Below are 24344 nucleotides of genomic sequence, written 5' to 3'. Positions count from 1 at the left end.
TATTCAGAGTTGTAGTTTGATGTGCAGGCGCTTGAACACCACGGCCAGCGCCACGATGAACGCCGTGTACGCGATTGCCCATAGCAATCCCGGCCAGCCCGCGCCCAGCACCGCCGGGAAGGACAGGTGCAGGTACTGCATCGCCGCGTAGACAATGTAAGGGACGATGTACACCAGCAGCGGATTTGCTGCAGCGGGGCGGAAGTATGCGGTCCAGCCACTGTACTGCTTCAAGTCTACCATCCAGAACAGCGCGGCGAACAGCAGCACGCAGATGGCGGAACTGTACAGGGCCCAGCTAGGCGTGGCATAGATCTTCGAAATATGGAAGTAGGGCCGCAGCAGCCACGCCAGCAGCGCCAGTCCCGCCGCCAGTAGGAGTGCGCGCTGGAACGGGGCTTTGCGGCCGGCGGCGAAGAATAGCTGCGCGGTTAGCATGCCGCATAGTGTGATCGATGCGTGCACGGCGTTTTCCGTCTGTGCTGCTCCCGTACCGGCAAAGCAGTACCACGCTGTACCGGCAAGCATGATGGTGGTGAGTGGTAGCAGGCGTCCACTTGTCAGGCCCCATGTAACGGCGCCGTACAGGTACGCCCAGCCTATCAGTCCAAGTATGCCCCACCATTGCGGCGCGAAACGCAGGCTGCCATCCGGGCCGCCGCGAAACACCAGCGCCAGTACCAGCAGACCGGCCAATCCGGCCACCCGCAGCATCCACGCGTGCTTAAAGCGATACACGGCCCACACCACAATCGCGCAGGTATAAAAGCACAGCGACCACATATGGATGGACATGCCCATCGCCGCCTCGTTGTAGCCTTCCTCGGCGTTGACCATAAAAACCCCCAGCACCAGCAAGCCAGCCACGCGTGCCAGCACGTGGCGCCACAGCCGCCAGCCATGGTCGGCTGCGGCCTCGCGCTGCGCCATCGCAAACGGAATTGACATGCCGACGATGAACAGGAAGGCCGGGAACACCACATCCGGGAAGGTCATGGCGTCGGCGTCGGCCGGCGCATGATCCATCCAGGCCGGCATGCCGCGCACGCCGGCCAGCGTGTTCACGAAGATCATGACGGCGATGGTGATGCCCCGGAAGACATCAATCGCCAGCACGCGCGTGGTGGCAGGAGATTTAGAGTTTGCCACGCAGACCCAGGTAATATTGACGGCCGTTCGAATACGACGCGATAGGCTGGTCCTTGTTCATGCCGTAGTAGCGCAGCACGGCGTTGTTGAGGTTCAGCGCATCAAAGGTAATCGTCAGGTTGTCGTTGATTTTGTAATTGAGCGATGCGGCCAGGTTGCCGGTGCCGGCCATCACCTGCGGGAAGCTGTTATACAAGCCGCCAGAGAAGCTGGAACGGTAGGTATAGGCCAGCCGCGCGCTCAGTTTATCGTCCTCATAATAAGCCTCGGCATTGTAGGTGTTTTTGGAATTGCCCACCACCGCCAGTCCATCGTCGGCTTTGCCGTCGGTGTAAGTGTAGTTGGCCAGTGCGCCAAAGCCGCCCCAGATATGCTGTTGCCACGCCAGTTCCACGCCCTTGTTCTTCGCGCCGATATTGGTTGGCGACGAGATCGAGTAGCTGTCAAAGCGCTTGAACGAGGTGTTGTAGTAGGTGAGATTGGCCGTACCGTAGGTCACGTACGACGCCATGTCCATATAAAACACGCCGGCCGACAGCAGGGATTTTGGCGAGAAGTACCATTCCAGCGCCGCATCGTAGTTAACTGAGCGGACCGGCTTCAGGTTAGGATTGCCGCTACTGCCGGTCAGGTTGGTGTCGTTCAGCGTGACCGCGCCAACCATCGCGCTGTAGTCGGGACGCGCCATGGTCTTGGCAACGGCGACGCGGCCCACCAGCGTTGGCGACAAGTCGATCTTAAGGTTCGCACTAGGCAGGAAATCGTTGTAGCCGCGCTGGTTCAGGGTCGGCGTGAATTCACCGTTGACGTTATCCTGGCCGATCGGATTGGCGCCGCCCGGGATATTGGTGATGGTGGCCTGGTTGGTGTGCACATAGCGCACGCCGACGTTGCCGCGCCAGCCATCGCCAGCCAGGTTGACCATGCCGTAGACGGCGCTGGTTTTTTCCTTCACATCCAGTTCACCGGCCCAGTTGCGGGTGGTCGGGCCGCCGGTCAGGTCGTACTTCGCCGCCCATGCGGCAATGGCAGCAGGGCTGATCTGCCACACGCCGCGCAGGAAGCCTGCCGCGCTGCTGATGCCGGTGCCGAAGTTACCGGGATAGGTGGAGCCGTCCCATTGCGGCAGCGGTGCCGAAGTGGTGCCGTCGCAAGCCGCGCAGCTGCGGTTCTCCGGCTGGCTCACATTGCGATGGTGCTCTGCGTAGCGCACGCCGAATTTGGCCGACTCCATCACGCCGCGGTCAAGCCGCAGTTCACCATCGAGCTGGCCGTATTTTTCAGTGTCCAGCGTTTTGACGTTGGAGCCCCAGGCTGCAGCAGTGACGTAGTTGGTGAACTTGGAGGTGTCGGCGCCGGGGAAGGACATGGTCGCTGGCGACATGCCGTTCAAGCTGTAGCTGGAACCCGCGCCAGTCAGGCCGGCTTCGTAACCGATATCGGCGGGCGTCTTGCCGGTGCCGCGCGTGTAGCCTGCGCTGCCGGTAATGCGCAAGTCATCGTTGACGCGGTAGCTGCTGTCGAGATCCAGATAGGCCGATGACGATGCCGAGCCAGGACGATAAATCTGGTCGCCGAAGGCCGAATACAGCGAGGAGTTATAAGTCTTGGTCGCGCTGATAGCCGGATACTGCGAGGCTGGAATGGTCGCCGACACCAGCGTGCCGCTCTTGATCACATAAGCAGACGGAATCACGCCAACGGAAGCGCCAGTATTCGGATCGGTGGCGTTGATATTGGCCGAGATGTTGTTGTAGAAGCTGCGGTTATAGTTGGCTGCATCCAGCGAGGAGCTGAAACCGTTGATGTCGAAACTGAAGTCGCGCGATGGCTTGAACTGCAGGTCGATCGCGCCGCCAGTGCGCTTGCGCTCTTGCTCAAACAGCGAGGCGCTGATGCCGGCCGGCGCCAGGATGCCTGCGAGTTCGGGATGCGCCTTGGCCGCATTGCTCTCTGCATCGATCGGCGTGTAGCCATAGAATTCCTGGCCGTCGCGCCGCTCGTGGCGTTTTTCCGAGAACAGCTGCACCAGCGCGCCGAAGGTTTTGGCTTCGTTCTTCCACGCGAACAGGGCGTTTATCTGCGGATCGGTCTTGCGCGGCAGGTCGGCGTAGATGGCTTGTACTGTGGCTTCGGCAGTGAACTGCTTCTTGAAGTCCAGCGGCTTGCGGGTTTCGATGTTGACCGAGCCGGCCACGCCGCCTTCAACCATATCGGCCTGCTGGCTTTTCTGCACCGTCACGGCGCTGACGATTTCCGACGGCAGCAGCGCGTAGCTGACGCTGCGCCCAACCGCGCCTGCCTGGTCCAGCACGAACCAGTCGCCGGTGCCGATCGAGTGGCCGTTGACCAGTGTCTGCGTCAGGCTGGAGCTGGTGCCGCGGATGCTCACGCGGTCATTCTCGGCAAAGCCGCCTTCACCGCCGGCCGAGGAGGAGATGTTCACGCCCGGTACGCGCTGCACCGCGTCGGCCACGTTCTTGTCCGGCATTTTGCCAATGTCTTCGGCCGATATCACTTCGGCCAGCGTGTCGCTATTGCGCTTGCGGGTCAGCGCCTGTTCGAGTGAGGCGCGGATGCCGGTCACCACCACTTGTTCCATCGGTTTGTTCTCGTCCTGCGCCCATGCTGGCGCGGCGCCGCAAGCTAACAACATACAAACTGCCGATGCAATAGGCGTCGGCGCGGTTCTCATCCTGTTCATTGCTCTCCCTCGTGTCGTGGTGGTGATTTGTTGTACGCAGATTCTCGCCAGTCTTCCTTAATGAAATCCAAAAGAAACCTTAACGTTTGCCTAAGGCTGTGGCGCGCAGGCGATTGACTTATAGATAAGAAAATGCGTAGATATCGGGGATGAGCAAAAGAGGTATTAACACATGAAGATATGCCTGGTCGAAGACGACCTAGAGCTGGGTAAGGCGCTGCAGTCCTCGCTGCAGGACGCGGGACAAGAAGTGGTATGGGTGCGCCGCGCCGGTGATGCGAGGCGCTGGGCTGAAACCGAACCGTTTGACGCGATGCTGCTGGACCTCGGCCTGCCAGACGGGAATGGCGTGGAAGTGCTGCGCGATTTGCGCGCCGGCGGCCACACGCTGCCCATCCTTGTCATCACCGCGCGCGATAGCCTGGAAGACCGCTTGAACGGATTGGATCGCGGCGCCGACGACTATCTGGTCAAACCGTTTGCCGTCAGCGAGCTGCTAGCGCGCCTGCGCGCGGTCATGCGGCGCACCACCGGCTGGTCAGAGAGCGGCGAGCCGGTTTGGAAGGTGAAAGATCTGGTGCTGGACGACAAGCGCATGATCCTTACGCGCGGCGGCGTCAATGTGGTGCTGTCGAAAACCGAATTCGCCTTGCTGCATGCGCTGATGCGCTATCCGGACCGCGTGCTGACGCGGCGCGAGCTGGAAGCACGTGCACTGCCGCACAGCGAAGGCGCGGCGCTGGACGTGCACATGTCCCACCTGCGCCAAAAAATCGGCGAAGGCTATATCCGCACCGTGCGCGGCGTCGGTTACGTGGTCGATAAATGAAGAACCGCTCGCTGTTCCGCCGCCTGCTCATCGGCTTCATCTCGGTGATGGCTGTGGTATGGCTGGCCAACCTGGCGCTGGATGTCTATGAAACGCGCACCTCCAAGCGGCGCGACATGCAGCGTGAGTTACGCGCCAGCGCCTTGCGCATTCTGGTGGTGATGCAGACCATGGAAGGCCGTCCGCCTGCCGAGATCCAGCCGGTGGTGCACAAGATGGAGCAGCTGCACTACGCCTTGTACAAGGAGTTGGGCTGGTACACGCCCGCGCTGCAAACGCAGGTGTGGAAGCAGGGCAGTTTGGTCTATCAGTCTCCCGATGCAGGACTGCCTACAACGGACGCCGCTGCCGGCCCCTATCATCAGGGATTGCGCGACGGCTGGGTCGCATCGGTGGAGAGCGACGCGGCTACCGGCGTCACTGTGCGCATGACGACGGAGGTGATCGGCGAGTGGATGCTGCAGGTGTCAAGCGTTGGCTATTATCTGGCGCCGCTGCTGTTCAGCGTACCGTTCTTGCTGGTGCCTGCATGGTTCATCATTCGTGCCGGATTGCGACCGCTACGCAGCATCGTCGGCGAGATTGAACAGCGCTCGGGGGCGAATTTGTCGCCGTTGGCGTCTACGCCTTATCAGGATTTACAGCCTCTCGTCGGCTCGGTCAACCGGCTGATGGAGCGGCTCACGGAACGGTTGGAGCGCGAGCAGGAATTCCTGATCGACGCCGCGCATGAATTGAAAACGCCGCTGTCGATCATCCAAATCAATGCTGAGAGTCTCGGCGAAGCGCGCACGCCGCAGCGAATCGAGGAAGCTGGGCACGGCCTGCGTACCGGCGTGCAGCGCGCCACGCACACGGTGCACCAGCTGCTGGCGTTGGCCCGTTCGGGCAGCGATCGTGATCACGCCAGCCTGCTGCAGCGCGATCTGGTCGAACTGGTGGCGGACCGATTGGCGCTGGCGGGACAGATTGCGGCGACACGCGGCATTGAGATTGAGTTGCAAGCACCGGAGCAGTGCGTGCTGCCGCTGCACCTTGAAAGCATGGCGTCGCTGATCGATAACCTGGTCAGCAACGCAGTCAAATATTCGCCGCAGCGCGGGCGTGTGAGTGTGCGCATCTCGTCGGCGGCCTTGCCGGTGGTGTTGTCGGTACTCGATCAAGGGCCGGGCATTGCGCCGGATATGCAGCGCAAGGTGTTTGAACGCTTCTTCCGCCTGCCGGGGCAGGACCAGCCAGGCAGCGGACTAGGGCTGGCCATTGCGGAACGCGCGGCGGCGCGCAATCACGCGCGCATCCGGCTAGACAATCGCGATGATGGTCCCGGGCTGCGTGTGGAAGTGGACTTTGGATAGTAAATTGGCATTATAATTCGGCGCATGAAAACATCCCTGCGCCTGATTCCCCTGATCCTGTTGCTGGCCGGTTGCCAGTCCCATATGCAGCGCGTGGCCGATTGCAAAGTCGGCGACTGGTCCGCCATTGGCCATAAAGACGGTACGCTCGGCGAGCCGGCCAACTACGCTGAACGCAAAGATTTCTGCGACGATCACGCCGATAAGCCAGCTGCCGCCGATGCCGCCACGCGCTACACGGCTGGCTGGGCGCAAGGTAACTGGGACTTGTGGTACGCGCTGGGCGACACCGACGGCCAACAGGGAACGTTGGCGCAGTATGATCGCCACGCCAGCGGCGAAGCAGTGCGCAAACATAAAACGCCGCTCAATCCATCCGCCTATGACGCCGGCTGGAGCGCCGGGAATTCTGCATATTGGACCGCGACCGGTCAGCGCGAAGGCGCCAGCGGCCTGCCGCTCACGCAGAAGGAAGCCAATCGCAGCAAGGCTTCCGCCGCGCAGCTGCGTTTTGACGACATGGCCTACACCAACGGCTGGCGCGCCGGCAACCGCACCTTCTGGTCGGATGCGGGCTACGCCGATGCACGTAGTGGCACGCCGGATAGCGAGTTCCGCAACCGCGCTGCTGCCGCGCGCAACGCCGGTGTCGAGGTACAGGAAGATTCGTATCGCACTGCCTGGAATACGGAAATCGTCAACTACTGGCGCAATCTCGGCACAAAGGATGCCACCAGCGGCAAGGAATTCGGCGTGCGCGGACGCGAGGCCAAGGCCAAAGGATTGAAAATCCACGAACGCGAATACCGCGAGGCGTGGGAAGCGCGCCTGCTGACCTACTGGCGTGATACCGGCCTGGCCGATGGTTACGGCCATCCCTTCAAGTTGGAGCAGCGCATCGCCAATGCGAGCCGCGACGGTGTGTTCGTCATTCCCGGCACGGAGGACGCTTACAGCAACGCATGGCGACAAGAGAATGCGCGCTATTGCACGCCGGAGAATGCATTTGAAAGTGGTCGCGTCAACGTTGGCATGGCCGTGGAAGTGTGCGCGCCTGCATTGCAAAACCAGTTAAAGCACGCGTATGTTAGCGGACAGGATTACGAGATCGCAGCTGTCAAGCAGCGGCAGGCGGTAGCGGATGCGAATGAACTGGCAGGCCGCGTGCGCGATGCGCGCAACCGTTTGGGACGGCTGGAGCGCGAGATTCGCGCCAACCTTGAAGCGAAAGACCGTCCCGTCAACGACGAAACGGCCAAGCAGGATCGCCGCCGCGAACAGGAGCGGCGCGAGTTAAACGACTACCTGCAGCGCCTGGAGTACCAGCTGGATGACGCCCGACGTTGGGTCGAGCGCCATGAGCAGCAAATGCAGCGCCTGCGCCGCGAGATCTATTAATTAGAACTCGAAGGTCGCCGATACCGAGGCGGTACGCGGTGCACCCAGGATCAGGTAGCCCGAACCTGGGTAGCCGCCGGCCGAAGCCCAGTAGCTCTTGTCGGTGACGTTGTCGATACGTGCGCGGAAGGTGACGTTGCGATCCAGGATGCGGGTAGCGTAGCTGGCACCGATATCAAGACGAGTCCACGCCGGCAGTTCCTGCTTGTTGGCGCCATCAGCGTATTGCGACGAGGTGTAGACGGTACGCGCGTTCAGGTTCAAACCGCTCACGCCCGGCACACTCCATTCCGCGCCGATGTTCAGCTGCGTATCCGGCACGCCGATGACATTCTTGCCCTGGTTCTCACCGTCCTTGGTGCTGCGCTGGGTGGCATCCAGCAGCGTCAGCCCGCCCAACAGGCGCAGGCCTTTCAGCGGCACACCGTACACGGTCATCTCCAGGCCCTGGTTGCGCTGTTCGCCAAAGATGCCGAACACGCCGCCCTGCACGTAGCCCGATGGCTGGTTGGTGCGGAACACGGCGGCGGTGGCGCCCAGCGTACCCTGTTCATACTTCACACCGAGTTCTTTCTGCTTCGAGACATACGGTGCGTACATGACGTTCGGGTTGGTGACGCCGGTGCTAGGCGAGGTCGGACCTTGCTGCAGGCCTTCGATATAGTTCGCGTACAGCGACACGCCTTTCACCGGTTTGTAGACTACCGCGACGACCGGCGTGACTTTGGTTTCGTCGTAGTGCGCCTGCGTTGCGCCGGTATTGTAGTCGTAGCTGTCAGCCTTGATGGCCTGGTGGCGCGCGCCCACGGTCAGCAGCACTTTATCATCCATCATCGACAGTGTGTCGGCGATGGCGTAGCTGGTCAGGATGCTCTTGGCGGTCAGGCCAGGATTGCTCAACACACCGCCGGTGAAGAAGTTGGCCGGTGGTGCAGTCACGTTGACCGGGTTGTAGATGTTGGTGGCGATGCCGCCGAACAGGCTGAATGCATAAGCATTCTTCGACTCCAGCCAGTAGCTCGATGCGTTGGCGCTGATGGTGTGGCCGATATCGCCGGTGCGCAGTTTGGTGCGCACGCCGATTTCACCGGTACGCACGTTGTCGTGGCGGGTGTTGTCGAAGCGGTAGGCGTTTGCGGTGCCGTCTACCTTCGTCACGGTAGGCTCGGACAGGACGTTGTTTTCGTCGCCGCTGCGGGCGCCGAAGGCTGCCCATGCCACGGTGTTTTTGTTCAGGTCCCATTCGCCGCGCACGGTGCCGAAGGTATCGCGCTCATTGGAGCGGGTCCAGTCCTGCGCCCAGTTGCTGCCGCTGTCCGGCGCGGATGGCAGGGCGATGGCGGTGCTGGCAGTGACGGCAGGACGTGGGCTGGTCAGCTTGTGATCCTGGTAGCCGATATCAGCCGACAGGCGAAAGTCGCGGGCCTGGAAATCGAGACCAACCGACGCCACGTTCAGTTCACGGTGTTCTTTATCGACGCCGGTATCGCCATCGCGGCGCGCTGCGTTGACGCGGATACCGGTATTGCCGTCAGCGCCGAAGCGGCGCGAGATGTCGACCGCGGCATAGCCTTGGCCACCGGTTTCAACACCAACCGTTACCTGGGTCAGCGGATTGGCGCCTGCGCGCTTCGGCAGCAGGTTGATCGAGCCACCGATGCCGCCGCCGCCCGGCGCTGCACCATTCAGGAAGGAGTTCGCACCGCGGAAGACTTCCACGCGCTCCAGCAGTTCCGACGCAACGAATTGGCGCGGCAGCACGCCGTACAAGCCGTTGTAGGCCAGGTCGTCAGAACTGACGGCGAAGCCGCGAATCACATACAACTCCTGGAAGTTACCGAAGCCGCGCGCTACGCGCACCGAAGGATCGTTTTGCAGCACGTCCGCCACGCTGCGCGCTTGCTGGTCCTGGATCAGTTCCGAGGTGAAGTTCAGCGTATTAAATGGCGCGTCCATGATGTCGACGTTGCCCAGCATGCCCGCACGGCCGCCGCGTGCGACTTGGCCGCCGGCGAAGTTTTTGCTCAGGCCTTCGGCCGATGCGTCGGCGGAAGCGCTGACTACGACAGTTTGTACCGGGGTGTCGCTGTCGACGACTGCAGCCGCAGAGGCGTAACCGGCAGCCAGCATCATGGCGGCGAGGGCGAATGGGGACAGCTTCAAATTCCTGTTATGCATGGCGATTTACTAAGTAAATGAGAATGATTCCCAATTATATCTTCTGTGCCGGATTTTTGCTGCTAAATGAGAGTAATTTGCATTATCATTGTGGTCTAAGTACAGTATTTTGGAATGAAAATGACACCAAGCACCGTCCGCCGCTGGGCATGGATACATAAATGGAGCAGTTTGATCTGCACCGTTTTCATGCTGCTGCTTTGCGTGACTGGCCTGCCGCTGATCTATCACCACGAGATCGATCACGCGCTGGGTAACGCCATTGAAGCGCCGTCGATGCCGGCCAGTACACCCAAAGCGAGCCTGGACGCTGTACTGGCCGCAGGCAAAACACTTTATCCAAACAAGATTGCGATGTATCTGTCGCAGGAAGCGGATGATCCCAGCATCTGGTTCCTGACGATGGGCGACAACCCGACCGACGAAAAATTCAAATCGATCGCAGTTGATGCGCGCACCGCCAAGGTGTTGGGCGAGCCGAGTTTTGAAGGTAGCTTTCTCGGCGTGATGTTCCATTTGCACGTCGATCTGTACGCCGGCCTGTGGGGCAAGCTGTTCCTCGGGTTCATGGGATTGCTGCTGGTGATCGCGATTGTCTCGGGCGTGGTGCTGTACGCGCCGTTCATGCGCAAGCTGGAATTCGGTGAAGTGCGGCGCGAGCGCGGGCCACGCGTGAAGTGGCTGGACCTGCACAATATGCTGGGCATCGTGACCATGACATGGGCGCTGGTGGTTGGCGCCACCGGCATGATTAACACCTGGGCGGACCTGATGCTGAAGTACTGGCAGACCACCGAGATGGCCGACATGATCGCGCCGTACAAAGGCCTGCCGCCGCCGACGCAACTGGGCTCGATGCAAAAGTCGCTGGAGCACGCGGTAGCTGCGGAGCCGGGCATGAAGATCGGCTTCGTCGCCTTCCCCGGTACGGCGTTCAGCAGTCCTCACCACTACGGCATTTTCATGCGCGGCGATGCGGCGCTGACCTCGCGCCTGTACAAGCCGGTGCTGATCGATGCGCAAACCACCGAGATTACCGATCGCCGCGAGCTGCCCTGGTATCTCACCGGCCTGCTGATTTCGCAGCCGCTGCACTTTGGTGATTATGGTGGCGCGTGGATGCAGTTCCTGTGGGCGGCGCTGGATGTGATCACCATCTTCGTGCTGGGTAGCGGTTTGTATTTGTGGCTGAAACGCGGCGCGCCAGCACCGGCAAGGGCTGCTGCGGCGAAGGAAGAACGGCAGCAGGAGGCGACGGTATGACTAGTCCCTTCATGCGCATGTGGGGCGCGCCGATTGCGCTTGCCGTCCTCACTTTGATCGGCCTGATTTCTGCGCTGGTCGGCGACGGCGTGTGGGACCACGTGTCCGCCGTCGCACTGGGCGTACCGGTAACGCTGTGCCTCTGGTTTGGCTTGCGGCGTCGCACAAAAAACGATTGATTTATTTGCATTAGTTGTTATTATTTCTGTGCCGTCTATCGAGGAGATCGCATGGAAGTATCGCACCCGCATTACGATAAACTGATTGCCGCAGCGCGGCACGCAGGTCCTGCGACAGTCGCCGTCGCCCACCCATGCGACCGCAACGCGCTGGAAGGCGCGCTTGATGCGGCCAGGATGGGCATCATCAAGCCGATACTGGTTGGTCCGCGCGACCGCATCCAGCAGGCAGCAGATGCAGCGCAGCTGGATATCTCCGCGCTGCCGCTGATCGACACCGAACATAGTCACGCATCGGCCGCACGCGCGGTGGAGCTGGTGCACCAAGGCCAGGCTTCCGCGCTGATGAAGGGCAGCCTGCATACCGATGAACTGATGGGCGCCGTGGTCGCCACGGCCACCGGCCTGCGCACCGCGCGCCGCCTCAGTCACTGTTTTGTGATGGACGTGCCGGGACGCGCCGAGCCACTGATCATCACCGACGCCGCCGTCAACATCATCCCCACCTTGAACGAGAAGGTCGACATCGTGCAGAACGCGATCGACCTGGCGCAAGTACTGCGCTTTGATCCGATCAAGGTCGCCATCCTCGCCGCCGTGGAGACGGTGAGCGCCAAAATGCCTTCTACGATTGATGCCGCCGCGCTGTGCAAGATGGCCGATCGCGGCCAGATCACCGGCGCGCTGCTGGATGGTCCGCTGGCGATGGATAACGCCATCGACCCGGAAGCCGCCGCTATCAAGCATCTGGTGTCGCCGGTGGCGGGGAGGGCCAACGTGCTGGTGGCGCCCGATCTGGAAGCGGGCAATATGCTGGCCAAGAGCCTGACCTTTATGGCCGGCGCCAGTGCGGCAGGCATCGTGCTTGGCGCGCGTGTACCGATAATCCTCACCAGCCGTGCAGATACTGTGCAGGCACGCTTGGCGTCGTGCGCGGTGGCTGTGCTGGTGGCGCATAGCAAACTGTCTGGCGCCCGTATTCTCGGAGGCTGACGCCATGCTGGCCAACGATTGCATCATCGTGATTAACGCCGGTTCGTCGAGCATCAAGTTCTCGATGTACAGCGGCGCCGCGCTGGATCTTACTCTGCGGGGCAAGATAGAAAACCTGTACAGCGGCGTTGCGCGCTTTGTGGCGCAGGATGCGCAGGGCGGCGTGGTGGGCGAACGCGCGTGGCGTGACGGTCCGCTTGACCACGAAGGTGGCATGCGCTTCCTGGTCGACTTTGCGCAGACCCACCTCGATGGACACCGGGTGGTGGCTGTCGGCCATCGCATCGTGCACGGCGGTGTGGCGCACAGTGGGCCGCAGCGGCTGGACGCGGCGCTGGTCGATGAACTGGAAAAGCTGGTGCCGCTAGCGCCACTGCACCTGCCACACAACTTGGCGCCGGTGCGCTCAGTGCTGGCGATGGCGCCACAGGTGCCGCAGATCGGCTGCTTCGATACAGCCTTCCACGTTGGCCAGCCGGCCGAGGCGCAAGAGTTTGCGCTGCCTGCGCGGATCACTGATCTGGGCGTGCGCCGCTACGGTTTCCATGGACTGTCGTACGAGTATATTGCCAGTGTGCTGCCAAAGCTTGATCCAGCGCTGGCACAAGCAAAAGTCGTTGCCGCGCATCTCGGCAACGGCGCCAGCATGTGCGGGATGAAGGCCGGGCGCAGCATGGCCAGCACCATGGGCTTCACCGCCGTCGACGGGCTGCCGATGGGCACGCGCTGCGGTGCGCTCGATCCGGGCGTGGTCCTTTACCTTATGCAGGAACTGGGTATGGACGTTGCGGCCGTGCAGAAGCTGATGTACCAGGAATCTGGCCTGCTGGGCGTGTCCGGCATCTCGTCGGATATGCGCACGCTGGAGCAAAGCGATGATCCACGCGCCAAGGCGGCAATTGCGCTGATGGTGTATCGCATTGGTCGCGAACTCGGTTCGCTGGCGGCGGCGCTTGGCGGTCTGGATGCGCTGGTGTTCTCCGGCGGCATAGGCGAAAACAGCGCGGCCTTGCGCTCCGCAGTCTGTCGTGATGCGACCTGGTTGGGCGTGCAGATCGACGACGACGCTAACGCACGAGCGAACGGCGCGCGCGGTGTGGCACGCATCAGTGCAGCGGGTAGCAAGGTCCCGGTGTGGGTGGTGCCCGCCAACGAAGAGCTGATGATCGCACGGCACGCCTTGGAATTGGTGGAACAGCCATGAATACGGAAACGGTTTATCCCATTTTGACCGGTAAGCGCGCGCTGGTAGTCGGTGTGGCCAATGAACAGTCCATTGCGTGGGGCTGCGCGCTGGCGTTCCGCAAGCTGGGGGCACAAGTGGTGCTGACCTATCTGAACGAGAAAGCGCTACCCCACGTGGCGCCGCTGGCCGAGCAAATTGACGCGCAGTTGCTGCCGTTGGACGTGATGCAGCCCGGCCAGCTGGAAGCCGTCTTTGCGGCGCTGGCGGAGCAGGGCAGTCTGGATATCCTGGTCCACTCCATCGCCTTCGCGCCCAAGGCCGACCTGCAAGGTGGCTTGCTGGACTGTTCGCTGGACGGCTTCCTGCAGGCGATGGATGTATCCTGCCATTCCTTCGTGCGCATGGCCAAGCTGGCCGCGCCGCTGATGAAAGATGGCGGCAGCATGTTCGCCATGAGCTATCACGGCGCCAACAAGGTGGTCCCCAACTACAATGTAATGGGCCCAGTGAAGGCCGCGCTGGAAGCAGCCTGCCGCTATCTCGCTTATGAACTGGGACCGCGCGATATCCGCGTCCACGCCATTTCACCGGGACCGCTGCAAACGCGCGCCGCCTCTGGCCTGAAAGATTTCGATCATTTGCTGGCCGATGCCGTGTCGCGTGCACCGCTGGGTGAACTGGTTGATATCGTCGATGTGGGTAACACCTGCGCCTATCTGGCCTCGCCTTACGCCAAACGCCTTACTGGCAGTACGGTCTACGTGGACGGCGGGCTGAATATCATCGCTTGAGAGGAGTTAATCATGCAGGTAATTTTGACGGGGTTGCACGGTGACGCCAGCGAAACGAGCGTCGAAGAAGGACTAACCCGCTTTTTTAACGTCAAGCGGGTGGAGATGATACGGCAAGGCGAAGTGGATAATCCGTGGGCCTTGATCGAAGTGCATGACTCATATGAGCACGTGTGGAATGTGTGTAACCAGCTGCGCGGCGTTTTCCATCGCGGTAAAGCGATACACCTGTACATTCCGCTGCATCAGGAAGACATCTTCCACGACCTGGAACCGCACCAGCGTATCGATATCGCCTAACTGCGCCGCGCAAGGAAGCCGTGGATTTGCGATACCACGGCCGCGCCTTCTCCGACTGCCGCCGCCACGCGCTTGGTGGAATTGGCGCGCACATCGCCGATAGCGTACACGCCCGGTACGCTGGTTTCCAATCCGGCCCGCGTTGTGTCGCCGTCCGGCACGTCGAAACCAGTCAGGATAAAGCCCCTGTCGTCGACCTCTACGCCGCAATCGCCTAGCCAGCCAGTGTTAGGGTCTGCGCCGATGAACAGGAAAACGCGGCAGATGTCGTAATCGGTTTCGAGCTGGCTGCGGTGGTCGCGCACGCGTACCTGCTGCAAGCCTTCCTCATCGCTGCCTTCCAGCGCAATGATTTCCGATTCCACGTGCAGTACGATATTCGGCGTGGCTGCGATACGCTCGATCAGGTAACTGGACATGGTGGATGCCAGGCTGTCTTTGCGGATCAGCATATGCACCTTGGCGGCATGGGCGGACAAGTACACCGCTGCCTGTCCGGCCGAATTGCCGCCGCCGACCAGGATGACTTCCTCGCTGGCGCACAGGCCCGCCTCCAGCGGCGAGGCCCAGTAGTAGACGCCTTTGCCTTCAAACTGTTTGAGATTCGCCAGCGATGGGCGGCGATAACGCGCGCCGCAAGACAACACCACAGTGCGTCCTTGTAGCAGCGTGAGGCTGCCGCACATTTCCACCTGCAGCGGAGAGGTGTCGCATAACAGGCGGCCGGCCGGCGCGGGTATTGCCATCTTCACGCCGAATTTTTGCGACTGGACGAAAGCGCGGCCGGCCAGCGCGCCGCCTGATATGCCGGTCGGGAAGCCGAGATAGTTTTCAATCCGTGCACTGGCTGCGGCTTGCCCGCCGTAGGCCCGCGTCTCCAGCACCAGCACGGACAAACCTTCGGACGCCGCATACACCGCGGTGGCCAAACCTGCCGGGCCGGCGCCGACCACGATTACGTCCCAGATATCGTCAGGACTGAGTGGTGGCAGGGTGCCCAGGCAGCGTCCCAGGTCAACCATGCTGGGATTTTTCTTGACATCGCCATTGGGGCACACGGCCAGCGGCCAGTCGTGTGCTTCCGGTTGATAGCGTTCGCACAACGCGCGTGCCTGCTCGTCGCTGCGTGGATCGAGCACACGATGCGGCAGGCCGTTACTGGACAACCAGCCCTGCAAGGCATGCAGGCGCGGATGGCCGGGCGTGGCGACCAGCACCAGTCCACCGTCCTGGCTTTGGATTTGTTCGACGCGGCGCAGGATGAAGGCGCGGACGATGCGTTCGCCCAGTTCCGCCTCGGCGACGACCAGCGCGCGCAGCCCCTCAACGCTCAGCATGAGCGCCTCCACTTCGCCGACCGCGTGGCCGTTGACCAGCGTCGGGGCGCCGGCCAGTTGGCTGATTTCACCGGCAAATTCGCCTTGCGCGTGCTCGGTGATGATCGAGGTGTTCCCCAAGCCGTCGTAGCGGCTGATGCGGATCGCTCCTTTCAGTACCACGTACATGCCGAAGTAGGTCAACCCCGCCTCGAACAGGCGTTCGCCATCTTTGAAGCACACAAGTGTACCAAAACGCTGGATGCGCTTGAGTTCCGCCGGCGTCAGTTGGGGCAGCGCCTGGGCGGTCCGGGTCTTGAAGGTGTCGTAGATGGCCATATCGCTAGTCTAGCGCGATTTTTCTACCGCTTGCCAGATTCTAAAGTATGACTTTACACTCTGGCCACGCCATATAAGTAAAGACACACAATGAATAAATTGTTGATTGCCTTGATGCTGGCCGTGTCCACCCATAGTGCGGTCGCGGTTGAGCTGTTTAACGGCCGCGATTTCAGCGGCTGGGAGCTGCAAACCACACCAGCGGCGTCGCTGGTGGATGTCTTCCAGATGCTGCCGGGCGGCGTGATCGCGTCGGCTGGAAAACCGCCGGGCTTCATCGCCACGCGCGAGAGCTATCGCAACTACAAGCTGCACGTGGAGTGGCGCTGGCCGGGCAAGCCGGGGAACGGCGGTGTGCTGCTGCACATCAGTCCCGGCACGTTCGACCGCGTGTGGCCAGTGAGCCTGCAGGTGCAGACCAAGTTTGGCAATGTGGGAGATTTGCTGCCGATGGCGGCAAGTAGTTTTGCCGAATCGCTTACCAGCGCACCCGGTGTCGAGCCGCGCATCAAAGCTCACATGGCGCCGGACAGTGAGAAGCCGGCGGGCGAATGGAATACATGCGATATCTTCAGCCTCGATGGCATGGTGGAGGTGACCGTGAACGGCGTGCTGCAAAATCGGGTGTCGAACGTGTCGCCGGCGTCGGGGCGGATCGGCTTCCAGCTGGAAGGCACGCCTTACGAATTGCGTCACGTGGAGCTGACACCGCTCGATTAGACAGAGGCAAATTTTTTCGCAGTCCTTGATTTGCCAAATTTCGTTCCCGGATTTGGTGGTTTTCACAATTGCTCCGTCGTGAAACCAGTCGCAGAATGATTTCACGCGTGCTAACACGTGATAACTATAAAACGACGGAGACGAAAAATGAAGGTCAATCACAGCTTGGCGCTGCTTATGGCAGCGCTATCGACGCCGCTCGCCTGTACAGCGGAAAACTACCACTGGGACTCGGTTGCCATCGGCGGCGGTGGCTTTGTATCGGGTATCATTCCCAGTAAGTCGGAGCGCGGTGTTGTGTATGCGCGCACCGACGTGGGTGGCGCTTACCGATGGGACCAGAACGGCGCGCGCTGGATTGCGCTGACCGACTGGATCAGCGAACCGGATATCGGTTTGCTGGGGATTGAGTCGCTGGCAGTCGATCCGCGTAACGCGGCGAATATTTATCTGCTGGCTGGCACCAGCTACTTCAGTGGCGGCAAGACCGCCATCCTGCATTCCACCGACTACGGCAAGACCTTTACCGCGACCGATGTCAGCACGCAGTTCAAGGCGCACGGTAACGGTATGGGACGGCAGAACGGCGAAAAGCTGCAAGTCGATCCCGGCTCCAGCAATGTGCTGTACGTGGGCACGCGTCGCAATGGCTTGTTCAAGAGCGTGGACGCTGGCGCGACGTGGAATCGTTTGACTGCGCTGGACGTGACGGCCACGCCGAACGATAACGGCATCAGCTTCGTGCTGCCCGATCCGTCCAGTGTGAACGGCGGCATGGCGAAGCGGCTGTTTGTCGGCGTGTCGCGCTTTGCGTCGGTTGGTCCGAATCTGTATTTCAGTGCCGACGGCGGCGCCACCTTCTCCGCAGTGAAAGGCGGGCCAAGCGCAAGCCTGATGCCGCAGCGCGCTGCCATCTCTTCGAAGGGCAAGCTGTATATCACTTATGCCAACGGCGCAGGCCCGCATCCGGCTGACGGTGAGCCGATGGACAATGGCCAGATTTGGGAATACAACGCGGTCGGCGGTAACTGGGCAAACGTTACGCCTGCGGGACTGGCGCGCCCATTCGGCGGTATCAGCGTGGATCCGGCTAATCCCAAGCACTTGGTGGCGTCCACCATCAACACCTGGATGCAGCAAGGCGCTAACGCCTGGGGCGACCGCATCCTCACTTCGCTCGACGCTGGCCGTACGTGGACCGATGTGGTGGCGCGCGGCTTTGCGCTCGATAGCGGCGGCGCGAGCTGGATCACTAACGGCGCTTCCATTCATTGGGCCGGTTCGATTGAATTTGATCCTTTCGACAGCAAGAAGGCGTGGGTAGGCTCAGGCAACGGCTTGTTCAAGACTGCGGATATCGACGCACCAACCACCACGTGGAACTTCAACGTGGCCGGGCTGGAAGAAACCGTGCCGTTCAACTTCGAAACGGTGCAAGGCGGCCCACTGGTATCAACCATCGGCGACTTTGACGGTTTCGTGAACGCCGATCCGGCGCAGTATGGCGTACAACACAGTCCGCAAATGGGCACCACCAGCGGCCTGGCAATTGCGGCGCAGGATGGCCGCATCATGGCGCGTGCCGGTTCGTCTTTGTACTACTCCACCAACGGCGGCGCAAGCTGGAACAAGGCGGCGTCGTTCAATGGATCGCAAGGGCAGTTGGCCTTCTCGGCGGATGGTTACGCTCTGCTGCATAGCCCTGCCAATTCGTCTACCAGCTATCGCTCGACCAATTATGGCGGCAGCTGGACGCCGGTTGCTGGTCTCAGTTCCAGCAATGCGCGGCCGGTAGCGGATCCGGTTAATCCGAACAAGTTCTATGCCTACGACGGCGGCAGCCTGTTGGCGAGCGTGGACGGCGGCGCGAGCTTTGCAGCCAAAGGCAACCCCGGCTCCGGGGGATCGAGCATCATTCGCCTTGCACCAGGCCGTGAAGGGGATGTGTGGGTATGCCTGAACGGCGGTGGGCTGGCGCGATCGACCGATTCCGGTGCGACGTTTGCCAAGGTCGCCAGCGTGAACCAGTGCGGCGCCATCGGCTTTGGCAAGGCCGCACCAGAGGCAAGCTATCCGACGCTGTACTTGCTGGGCACTGTGGGCGGCACGCGCGGCGTGTTGCGCTCAACTGACGCAGGTGTCACCTGGGTGCGCGTCAACGATGACGCCCACCAATACGGCGGCAGCGGCAATGCGCACATGATCAACGGCGACCTGAATGTGTTTGGCCGCGTGTACATGAGCACTGCGGGCCGTGGCATCGCTTACGGCAGCGTGGTGGCGGATGGCGATGTGGCTGTCACGCCGGTCACCGCCGGCCCACCGGCTACCACGGAGCCAGTCAACCATTGCAGCTACGTGGTGACGGCGTCCTGGTACGGCGGCTATAACGCGGCAGTACGCATCACCAACAATCGCAGCACAGTGATTAGTGGCTGGTCGGTCACCTGGACCTATACAGACAACTCAGTCGTGCAAGGATACTGGAACGCTGCCGTTACAGGCAGCAATCCGACCTATACAGCTGTACCGAACCAGACATGGAATCACGACATTTACCCGGGTAACACCGTGGAATTCGGCATGACGGTGAGCGGCTCGGCCATTCCGGTAGTGACCGGCGATGCGTGCAATTAAGCGAGGGGACAAGATGAAAAACTTCCTGATTGGTTTACTTATCAGCGCTGGCTTGATGCTGGCAACGCAAGCGCAATCCGCGCCGGTGGATTTTGAAGACCTGCATGCGGACGGTGACCTGACTGCATTGAGCAGCCCATACGCTGGCTTGAACTGGGGCGAAGACTGGTACTACGGCGACACCACGGTGGACGGCTACGGCAACGGCGCGCATTCCGGCGTGTCGTTCGTCACCAATGGCTATGGCGTGGATAACCTTGCGGTCAGCAGCACGACCGCCTTCAACCTGGCCGGCGCGTGGTTTGCTGCACCTGACACCAACGGAGCAGTCGCCAGCTGGATCAATATTACGGCCTACGACGCAGCCAACCACGTGATCGGCAGCACCGGCAATGTGAGCATCGGCCAGAGCTATCAATGGGTGGCGGCCAATTTTGCGAACGTCTCGCGCGTGAGCATTACGCGCGACGATGGCTGGTTTGTGATGGATGACTTTACCGTGATAAGTGCGGTACCGGAGCCGGGCAGTTTGCTGATGCTGTTGGCGGGACTGGCCGTGCTGATAGTCGCCGCGCGCAAGCGCTTCGTGCTGCCAGTCGCGATGGCTGGGCTGCTGGCCATGCTGTGCGGCGGCGCGGCGCAAGCGCAAAGCTGCGGTACGGCGGCCGGCGCCACCGTGTGCCTGAGCGCAGCCGGTTCATCGGACAACATCAAACTGACGTGGACCGTCAGCGGCATCGTGACCGGAGTACAAATCTACCGGGACACGGATAGCGACGCCAATGGCCGCACCCGTATTGCCGTGCCAAGCGCCACGGCTAGCACTTACACCGACACCACGCCTACCCTCGGCGTGCCTTACTGGTACTGGGTCAAATTCACGACCACCAGCGGCAGCGGCAATTCCGGCTCTGCTACGGCGGTGCGCGTGGGGGCAATGCGCAGCCTGACCAGCGTGCAGTTGTCGGCGCAAATGTCGCCAGGCTGGAATCTCGGCAATTCGATGGAAGCCATCGGCGGTGAAACGGCTTGGGGCAATCCACCTGCGAATCAAGCCTTGTTCACTGCCGTGAAAGCAGCTGGTTTCAAGACCGTGCGCATTCCGCTGTCGTGGACCCAGTACGCCGACGCCAACTACAACATCAGCGCCAGCTGGATGGCGCGCGTGAAGGAAGTGGTGGATGCGGCCCGCAGCGCTGGCCTGTACGTCATCATCAACGTGCACTGGGACGGCGGCTGGCTGCAGCCAACTTACGCTGCGCAATCCGCAGCCAACGCGCGCTTGGCCAAGTTCTGGACGCAGATTGCTACCACCTTCCAGTACTATGACGACTACTTGCTATTCGCCGGCACCAACGAAGTGATGGTGACCGACGTGTACACCGCGCCGACGGCGGAAAACATCGCCGTGCAAAACGGCTTCAATCAAGTCTTCGTCAATACGGTGCGGGGCACGGGCAGCAACAACGCTCAGCGCCACCTAATCGTACAAGGCTATAACACCAACATCGACTACACCTACGCCACCAATACGGTGCCGACCGATACGGCGACCAGCCGCATGATGATGGAGGTGCATTTCTACGATCCGTACAATTTCACGCTCAATACCAGCAGCGCAATCTGGCAGTGGGGCTCGATCGCGACCGACAGTACAGCTACCGAAACGTGGGCCAATGAATCCTACGTTGACACGCAATTCCAGAAGATGAAGACCCGCTTCGTCGACAAAGGCGTCGCAGTGGTCCTCGGCGAATATGCGGCCAGCCTGCGCACCGAGTACGATACAGCCGGAAAATACCGCCAGTATTGGGATCAGTACATCACCAAATCAGCCTACCAGCACGGTTTGGTGCCGGTGTACTGGGACAATGGTCCGTCCAGCAACCATCAGTCAGGCCTGTTTAACCGGGCTACCGGCGCACAGGCCTATCCTGCGGTGATCACTGCCATCGTCAACGCGGCCAAGTAACTCACCAGGCCAGCACGCGTGGTCCGATCATGGCCCCGACTGCCGCAGGAATAAGCATTCCGAGCAAGTACCAGAAGCCGACGAAGACGATGCTCAATTCCGGGCAGTGCAGGCAGTAGACAGCAGCAGCAGCGCCGCCGGCCGCGAAGCCTGCCGCCGCGCCAGCGGTGCGTAGCTGAGTCGGCGCGCGGTTGCGCATAAAGTGCAGGGTGGCGGCGAAGATGGGCATGGAGATCAAGGCAATCAGCAAGGGGCAGTAGCGCCATGTGCTGCCCCAGAACATGCCTGCCCGCGCTTCAGGTACAGCACTCACCAGCAGCAGGGCAGCGGCGAACCATGCCAGTAACACCGGCATGCTCAAGAAAAATGGCAACCCGGCGGTGCGGGCACCCGGCGCGGACAGGCGCTTGACGGCCAGCCATCCTGCGGCGGCCAAGGCCAGCGAAAATATCAATTTGCTCCAGAATGCGAGCTGCGTCATTTCTTCCGCCAGATCCGGACGTACGCCCAGCAGCACCAGCATCAGGACTGCACTCGCTACCAAGCCGGCCAACAAAGGCAGTAGCAGGGCGCCTCCGGATTTGGCGCCTGCCGCGACGCCGGCATCCGGCCCGCTGGACAGCATCTCTATCAAGTCGTCTGTTTTCATATCGTTTCTCGCAATGTCGCCGCCAGCGTCTTCAAGCCGCGGTGCACGGATACCTTCACGGCCGCTTCCGACATGTTCAATATGTCGGCCGCTTCACGCACAGACAAACCATCCAGTTTGGTGTGAATAATCGCATCGCGCTGCTTATCAGGCAGCGTGGCCAATAATTTCAATACATCCCGTTGCGCCTCGCCGGCCTCTTGGTCGGCGCTGGAAAACAGCGCATCCTCATCATCCAACGGCTGGTGCAAACCGTCTTGCCGCGCGTGTCGCCGCAGCCAGTCGATCAATTTGTAGCGGGCGATCGCGTAAATCCACGCGGTCACCGGCAATCCGCTGTCGTAGCTGAGGCGCTGGTTATGAATCGCCAATAGCGACTCCTGCACCAGGTCCTCCACCTGGTCCGGCCAAGCACTCAGGCGGCGCCGCAGGAAAGCCCGCAAATATGGCGCTGTCGCCTTCAAAAAAACGCGATATGCCGCAGCGTCGCCATCCAGCCCTTGCAAAAACAGTGCGTGCAGCCGCAACTCGGTATGGTGCAAGGGGCTATGCTCAGTTATTCGTTCCATTGGCGTCGTTGGTAACAGCCTTAATTAAATTTTTTTTGCGTGCCGCTGTAACCTCTTCATCGATTGCAGCGAATTACCTGTCACTGCCCCTCACAAACAGGCGATGCACAATGAAACTCCCTAACTTGCGGCTGAATGATATGCCGGCTACGGCTGTCAAGTCAAAGACCATTCATCCGGCCTGGCTTCGATGCACGCACTGGCTGAACGCGATCGCCGTGCTGTTGCTGGTCTCGAGCGGCTGGCGCATTTACAACGCGACCGGCTTTATGGGCTTTAGCATTCCCCGCAGCTTGACGCTAGGCGGCTGGCTGGGCGGCGCCTTGCAATGGCACTTCGCGGCGATGTGGCTGTTGGCCTTCAACGGTGCGCTGTATTTGCTGATTAACCTGTTCTCGGGACGCTTGCGCCGGCAGTTTTTCCCGATCTCGCCACAGCAGCTGCTGCATGACGTGGGCGCAGCGCTGAAGGGCAAGCTGTCGCACGCCGACCCGCGGCATTACAACAGCGTCCAGCGCCTGGCCTATCTGTTCGTCATGCTGGATTGTGTGCTGCTGGTGTTATCAGGGCTGGTGCTGTGGAAGTCCGTGCAGTTTCCGCTGCTGCGCGAGTGCCTGGGCGGCTATGAGGGCGCGAGGTACGTTCACTTCTACGCGATGACAGCGTTATGCGCCTTCATCGCCCTGCATGTCGTGATGGTAGCCCTGGTGCCGCGCACCTTGCTGGCTATGCTGCGCGGCCATTAACGATCGGACCTGCCATGAAACTATTCAAAAAACGCGAGATCATTCTGCCCAACGACGGTGAGTTGATGCTGAAGGATGCGATGAAACGCATCGCCCAGCCTTCGCGCCGGGCCTTCCTGCAGCGCGGCCTGACGCTCGGCGGCCTGAGTCTCCTCACCGGCTGCGCCACCGATGACCAGGATAGCATCGAGCAGGCGCTCACCAGTATTTCGCGCTTGAACGACCGCGCTCAGGCCTTGCTGTTTGATCCCAACCGCCTGGCGCCAACTTACCCGGCCAGCATGATTACGCAGCCGTTCCCGTTCAACGCTTATTACGGCGAAGAGGAAGTCCGCGAGGTTGATGGCGATGATTGGCGGCTGGAGTTGAGCGGACTAATCGCCGACCGCAAGCCATGGACCCTGGATCAGCTGCGCGCCATGCCGCAGCAATCGCAGATTACACGGCACATTTGTGTCGAGGGCTGGAGCGCCATTGGCCATTGGGGCGGCGTGCCGTTTGCGCAGTTCCTGCGTCACGTTGGCGCTGACCTGAGCGCGAAGTATGTCGGCTTCAAATGTGCCGACGACTATTTCACCAGCATCGACATGGCGACCGCGCTGCATCCGCAAACGCTGATGGCGCTGACTTACGACGGCGCGACGCTACCGCCGCGGTACGGCTATCCGATGAAGCTACGCATGCCGACTAAGCTCGGCTACAAGAATCCCAAGCACGTGCAAGCCATTTTTGTCACCAATACCTACTCTGGCGGCTACTGGGAAGACCAGGGGTATAACTGGTTCGGCGGCAGCTGAACTATCTCTCTCTTTATTACGAAGGAAAATATCATGAAAAACATCGCCATCGTTTTGATCACCGCATGCCTGTCCATGTCCGCCTACGCGCAGGACGCCATGAAGAAGGAACCAACCAAGGAAGAGGCCATGCACAAGGACAAAATGGCCAAGGATAAGATGATGAAGAAGGACGGTATGAAAAAAGACGAGATGAAGAAGGACGAAATGAAGAGCGACATGAAGAAAGATGAAATGAAAAAGGACGACATGAAAAAATAGTCGTCCTTTCCCA

The 24344-nt window shown here is 61.0% G+C and carries 21 protein-coding genes; 15 read left to right on the top strand and 6 right to left on the bottom strand.

Translation table 11 applies throughout. From position 1 onward, the window contains the following. Positions 1–3: 3 nt before the first annotated feature. Complete coding sequence (locus tag GTP46_RS06220) at positions 4–1149, bottom strand: DUF5009 domain-containing protein (protein WP_161005743.1); 1146 nt, start codon at positions 1147–1149, stop codon at positions 4–6. Continuing rightward, positions 1136–3805, bottom strand: coding sequence for a TonB-dependent receptor (locus tag GTP46_RS06215; RefSeq protein WP_308495418.1), 2670 nt, complete (start codon positions 3803–3805; stop codon positions 1136–1138). Before GTP46_RS06215 ends, GTP46_RS06220 begins: the two co-directional genes overlap by 14 nt. Positions 3806–4025: 220 nt before the next feature. Between GTP46_RS06215 and GTP46_RS06210 the strand changes: the two genes are divergently transcribed. The 3 genes from GTP46_RS06210 to GTP46_RS06200 are packed head-to-tail and all read left to right on the top strand — an operon-like array spanning position 4026 to position 7435. Beyond that, the gene (locus tag GTP46_RS06210) at positions 4026–4682 is read left to right on the top strand and encodes a response regulator transcription factor (protein ID WP_161005741.1); all 657 of its coding nucleotides are present in this window, start codon (positions 4026–4028) and stop codon (positions 4680–4682) included. Further along, positions 4679–6037, top strand: coding sequence for an ATP-binding protein (locus tag GTP46_RS06205; RefSeq protein ID WP_161005740.1), 1359 nt, complete (start codon positions 4679–4681; stop codon positions 6035–6037). The genes GTP46_RS06210 and GTP46_RS06205 overlap by 4 nt, the downstream gene beginning before the upstream one ends. Positions 6038–6061: 24 nt before the next feature. Then, positions 6062–7435: a DUF2799 domain-containing protein gene (locus GTP46_RS06200; RefSeq protein ID WP_161005739.1), complete on the top strand. Its 1374-nt coding sequence runs from the start codon at positions 6062–6064 to the stop codon at positions 7433–7435. On the opposite strand, the gene GTP46_RS06195 is transcribed toward GTP46_RS06200, so the two are convergent. Next, positions 7436–9613, bottom strand: a complete 2178-nt coding sequence (locus GTP46_RS06195) for a TonB-dependent receptor (protein ID WP_161005738.1) — start codon at positions 9611–9613, stop codon at positions 7436–7438. A 120-nt stretch (positions 9614–9733) separates the two neighbouring features. Here GTP46_RS06195 and GTP46_RS06190 point away from each other — a divergent pair, with 120 nt between their 5' ends. From GTP46_RS06190 to GTP46_RS06165, 6 genes are read left to right on the top strand one after another with little or no spacing between them, the layout of a single operon-like run. Continuing rightward, positions 9734–10876 carry a PepSY-associated TM helix domain-containing protein gene (locus GTP46_RS06190; RefSeq protein ID WP_161005737.1) on the top strand — a complete coding sequence of 381 codons (1143 nt, stop codon included), beginning with the start codon at positions 9734–9736 and terminating at the stop codon, positions 10874–10876. Then, complete coding sequence (locus GTP46_RS06185) at positions 10873–11055, top strand: hypothetical protein (protein ID WP_161005736.1); 183 nt, start codon at positions 10873–10875, stop codon at positions 11053–11055. Before GTP46_RS06190 ends, GTP46_RS06185 begins: the two co-directional genes overlap by 4 nt. A 51-nt stretch (positions 11056–11106) precedes the next feature. Then, positions 11107–12048, top strand: a complete 942-nt coding sequence (locus tag GTP46_RS06180; protein ID WP_161005735.1) for a phosphate acetyltransferase — start codon at positions 11107–11109, stop codon at positions 12046–12048. Positions 12049–12052: 4 nt separating this feature from the next. Next, positions 12053–13252: an acetate/propionate family kinase gene (locus GTP46_RS06175; protein WP_161005734.1), complete on the top strand. Its 1200-nt coding sequence runs from the start codon at positions 12053–12055 to the stop codon at positions 13250–13252. Beyond that, on the top strand, positions 13249–14025 hold the full coding sequence (gene fabI, locus GTP46_RS06170) for an enoyl-ACP reductase FabI (protein ID WP_161005733.1): 777 nt from the start codon (positions 13249–13251) through the stop codon (positions 14023–14025). Before GTP46_RS06175 ends, fabI begins: the two co-directional genes overlap by 4 nt. Positions 14026–14037: 12 nt before the next feature. Further along, entirely contained in the window at positions 14038–14325 is a 288-nt protein-coding gene (locus tag GTP46_RS06165; protein ID WP_161005732.1) for an RNA-binding protein, read from the top strand. Here GTP46_RS06165 and GTP46_RS06160 read toward each other — a convergent pair. Further along, the gene (locus GTP46_RS06160) at positions 14322–15980 is read right to left on the bottom strand and encodes an FAD-dependent oxidoreductase (protein ID WP_161005731.1); all 1659 of its coding nucleotides are present in this window, start codon (positions 15978–15980) and stop codon (positions 14322–14324) included. The genes GTP46_RS06165 and GTP46_RS06160 overlap by 4 nt on opposite strands. A 90-nt stretch (positions 15981–16070) precedes the next feature. Here GTP46_RS06160 and GTP46_RS06155 point away from each other — a divergent pair, with 90 nt between their 5' ends. The 3 genes from GTP46_RS06155 (at position 16071) to GTP46_RS06145 (ending at position 21309) form a co-directional block, all read left to right on the top strand. Continuing rightward, positions 16071–16700 (top strand): 3-keto-disaccharide hydrolase, encoded by a 630-nt coding sequence (locus tag GTP46_RS06155; protein ID WP_161005730.1) that lies wholly within the window; start codon positions 16071–16073, stop codon positions 16698–16700. Positions 16701–16847: 147 nt separating this feature from the next. Continuing rightward, positions 16848–19337 carry a cellulose binding domain-containing protein gene (locus tag GTP46_RS06150; protein ID WP_161005729.1) on the top strand — a complete coding sequence of 830 codons (2490 nt, stop codon included), beginning with the start codon at positions 16848–16850 and terminating at the stop codon, positions 19335–19337. A gap of 13 nt (positions 19338–19350) precedes the next feature. After that, a complete protein-coding gene (locus GTP46_RS06145; protein ID WP_161005728.1) occupies positions 19351–21309 on the top strand; it encodes a glycoside hydrolase family 5 protein in 1959 nt (652 codons plus the stop codon). A gap of 1 nt (position 21310) precedes the next feature. Here GTP46_RS06145 and GTP46_RS06140 read toward each other — a convergent pair whose 3' ends face one another. After that, positions 21311–21958, bottom strand: coding sequence for an NrsF family protein (locus GTP46_RS06140; protein ID WP_161005727.1), 648 nt, complete (start codon positions 21956–21958; stop codon positions 21311–21313). Next, complete coding sequence (locus GTP46_RS06135) at positions 21955–22527, bottom strand: sigma-70 family RNA polymerase sigma factor (protein ID WP_161005726.1); 573 nt, start codon at positions 22525–22527, stop codon at positions 21955–21957. The genes GTP46_RS06140 and GTP46_RS06135 overlap by 4 nt, the downstream gene beginning before the upstream one ends. Before the next feature lie 110 nt (positions 22528–22637). Here GTP46_RS06135 and GTP46_RS06130 point away from each other — a divergent pair, with 110 nt between their 5' ends. The 3 genes from GTP46_RS06130 to GTP46_RS06120 are packed head-to-tail and all read left to right on the top strand — an operon-like array spanning position 22638 to position 24331. Continuing rightward, on the top strand, positions 22638–23273 hold the full coding sequence (locus tag GTP46_RS06130; RefSeq protein ID WP_229258815.1) for a cytochrome b/b6 domain-containing protein: 636 nt from the start codon (positions 22638–22640) through the stop codon (positions 23271–23273). Between the two features lie 14 nt (positions 23274–23287). Beyond that, complete coding sequence (locus GTP46_RS06125; RefSeq protein WP_161005725.1) at positions 23288–24070, top strand: molybdopterin-dependent oxidoreductase; 783 nt, start codon at positions 23288–23290, stop codon at positions 24068–24070. Positions 24071–24103: 33 nt separating this feature from the next. Beyond that, positions 24104–24331 carry a pentapeptide MXKDX repeat protein gene (locus GTP46_RS06120; RefSeq protein ID WP_161005724.1) on the top strand — a complete coding sequence of 76 codons (228 nt, stop codon included), beginning with the start codon at positions 24104–24106 and terminating at the stop codon, positions 24329–24331. Positions 24332–24344 lie beyond the last annotated feature (13 nt).

The organism is Duganella flavida, assembly GCF_009857445.1.
Lineage (GTDB): Bacteria > Pseudomonadota > Gammaproteobacteria > Burkholderiales > Burkholderiaceae_D > Rugamonas > Rugamonas flavida.
This window is presented reverse-complemented; position numbering and strand designations above follow the sequence as displayed.

Excerpts from the sequence above, each read along its gene's own strand:
- GTP46_RS06215 (WP_308495418.1), bottom strand. The coding sequence starts at position 3,805 with ATGTTGTTAGCTTGCGGCGCCGCGCCAGCATGGGCGCAGGACGAGAAC.
- GTP46_RS06210 (WP_161005741.1), top strand. The coding sequence starts at position 4,026 with ATGAAGATATGCCTGGTCGAAGACGACCTAGAGCTGGGTAAGGCGCTG.
- GTP46_RS06205 (WP_161005740.1), top strand. The coding sequence starts at position 4,679 with ATGAAGAACCGCTCGCTGTTCCGCCGCCTGCTCATCGGCTTCATCTCG.
- GTP46_RS06200 (WP_161005739.1), top strand. The coding sequence starts at position 6,062 with ATGAAAACATCCCTGCGCCTGATTCCCCTGATCCTGTTGCTGGCCGGT.
- GTP46_RS06195 (WP_161005738.1), bottom strand. The coding sequence starts at position 9,613 with ATGCATAACAGGAATTTGAAGCTGTCCCCATTCGCCCTCGCCGCCATG.
- GTP46_RS06190 (WP_161005737.1), top strand. The coding sequence starts at position 9,734 with ATGACACCAAGCACCGTCCGCCGCTGGGCATGGATACATAAATGGAGC.
- GTP46_RS06185 (WP_161005736.1), top strand. The coding sequence starts at position 10,873 with ATGACTAGTCCCTTCATGCGCATGTGGGGCGCGCCGATTGCGCTTGCC.
- GTP46_RS06180 (WP_161005735.1), top strand. The coding sequence starts at position 11,107 with ATGGAAGTATCGCACCCGCATTACGATAAACTGATTGCCGCAGCGCGG.
- GTP46_RS06175 (WP_161005734.1), top strand. The coding sequence starts at position 12,053 with ATGCTGGCCAACGATTGCATCATCGTGATTAACGCCGGTTCGTCGAGC.
- fabI (WP_161005733.1), top strand. The coding sequence starts at position 13,249 with ATGAATACGGAAACGGTTTATCCCATTTTGACCGGTAAGCGCGCGCTG.
- GTP46_RS06165 (WP_161005732.1), top strand. The coding sequence starts at position 14,038 with ATGCAGGTAATTTTGACGGGGTTGCACGGTGACGCCAGCGAAACGAGC.
- GTP46_RS06160 (WP_161005731.1), bottom strand. The coding sequence starts at position 15,980 with ATGGCCATCTACGACACCTTCAAGACCCGGACCGCCCAGGCGCTGCCC.
- GTP46_RS06155 (WP_161005730.1), top strand. The coding sequence starts at position 16,071 with ATGAATAAATTGTTGATTGCCTTGATGCTGGCCGTGTCCACCCATAGT.
- GTP46_RS06150 (WP_161005729.1), top strand. The coding sequence starts at position 16,848 with ATGAAGGTCAATCACAGCTTGGCGCTGCTTATGGCAGCGCTATCGACG.
- GTP46_RS06145 (WP_161005728.1), top strand. The coding sequence starts at position 19,351 with ATGAAAAACTTCCTGATTGGTTTACTTATCAGCGCTGGCTTGATGCTG.
- GTP46_RS06140 (WP_161005727.1), bottom strand. The coding sequence starts at position 21,958 with ATGAAAACAGACGACTTGATAGAGATGCTGTCCAGCGGGCCGGATGCC.
- GTP46_RS06135 (WP_161005726.1), bottom strand. The coding sequence starts at position 22,527 with ATGGAACGAATAACTGAGCATAGCCCCTTGCACCATACCGAGTTGCGG.
- GTP46_RS06130 (WP_229258815.1), top strand. The coding sequence starts at position 22,638 with ATGAAACTCCCTAACTTGCGGCTGAATGATATGCCGGCTACGGCTGTC.
- GTP46_RS06125 (WP_161005725.1), top strand. The coding sequence starts at position 23,288 with ATGAAACTATTCAAAAAACGCGAGATCATTCTGCCCAACGACGGTGAG.
- GTP46_RS06120 (WP_161005724.1), top strand. The coding sequence starts at position 24,104 with ATGAAAAACATCGCCATCGTTTTGATCACCGCATGCCTGTCCATGTCC.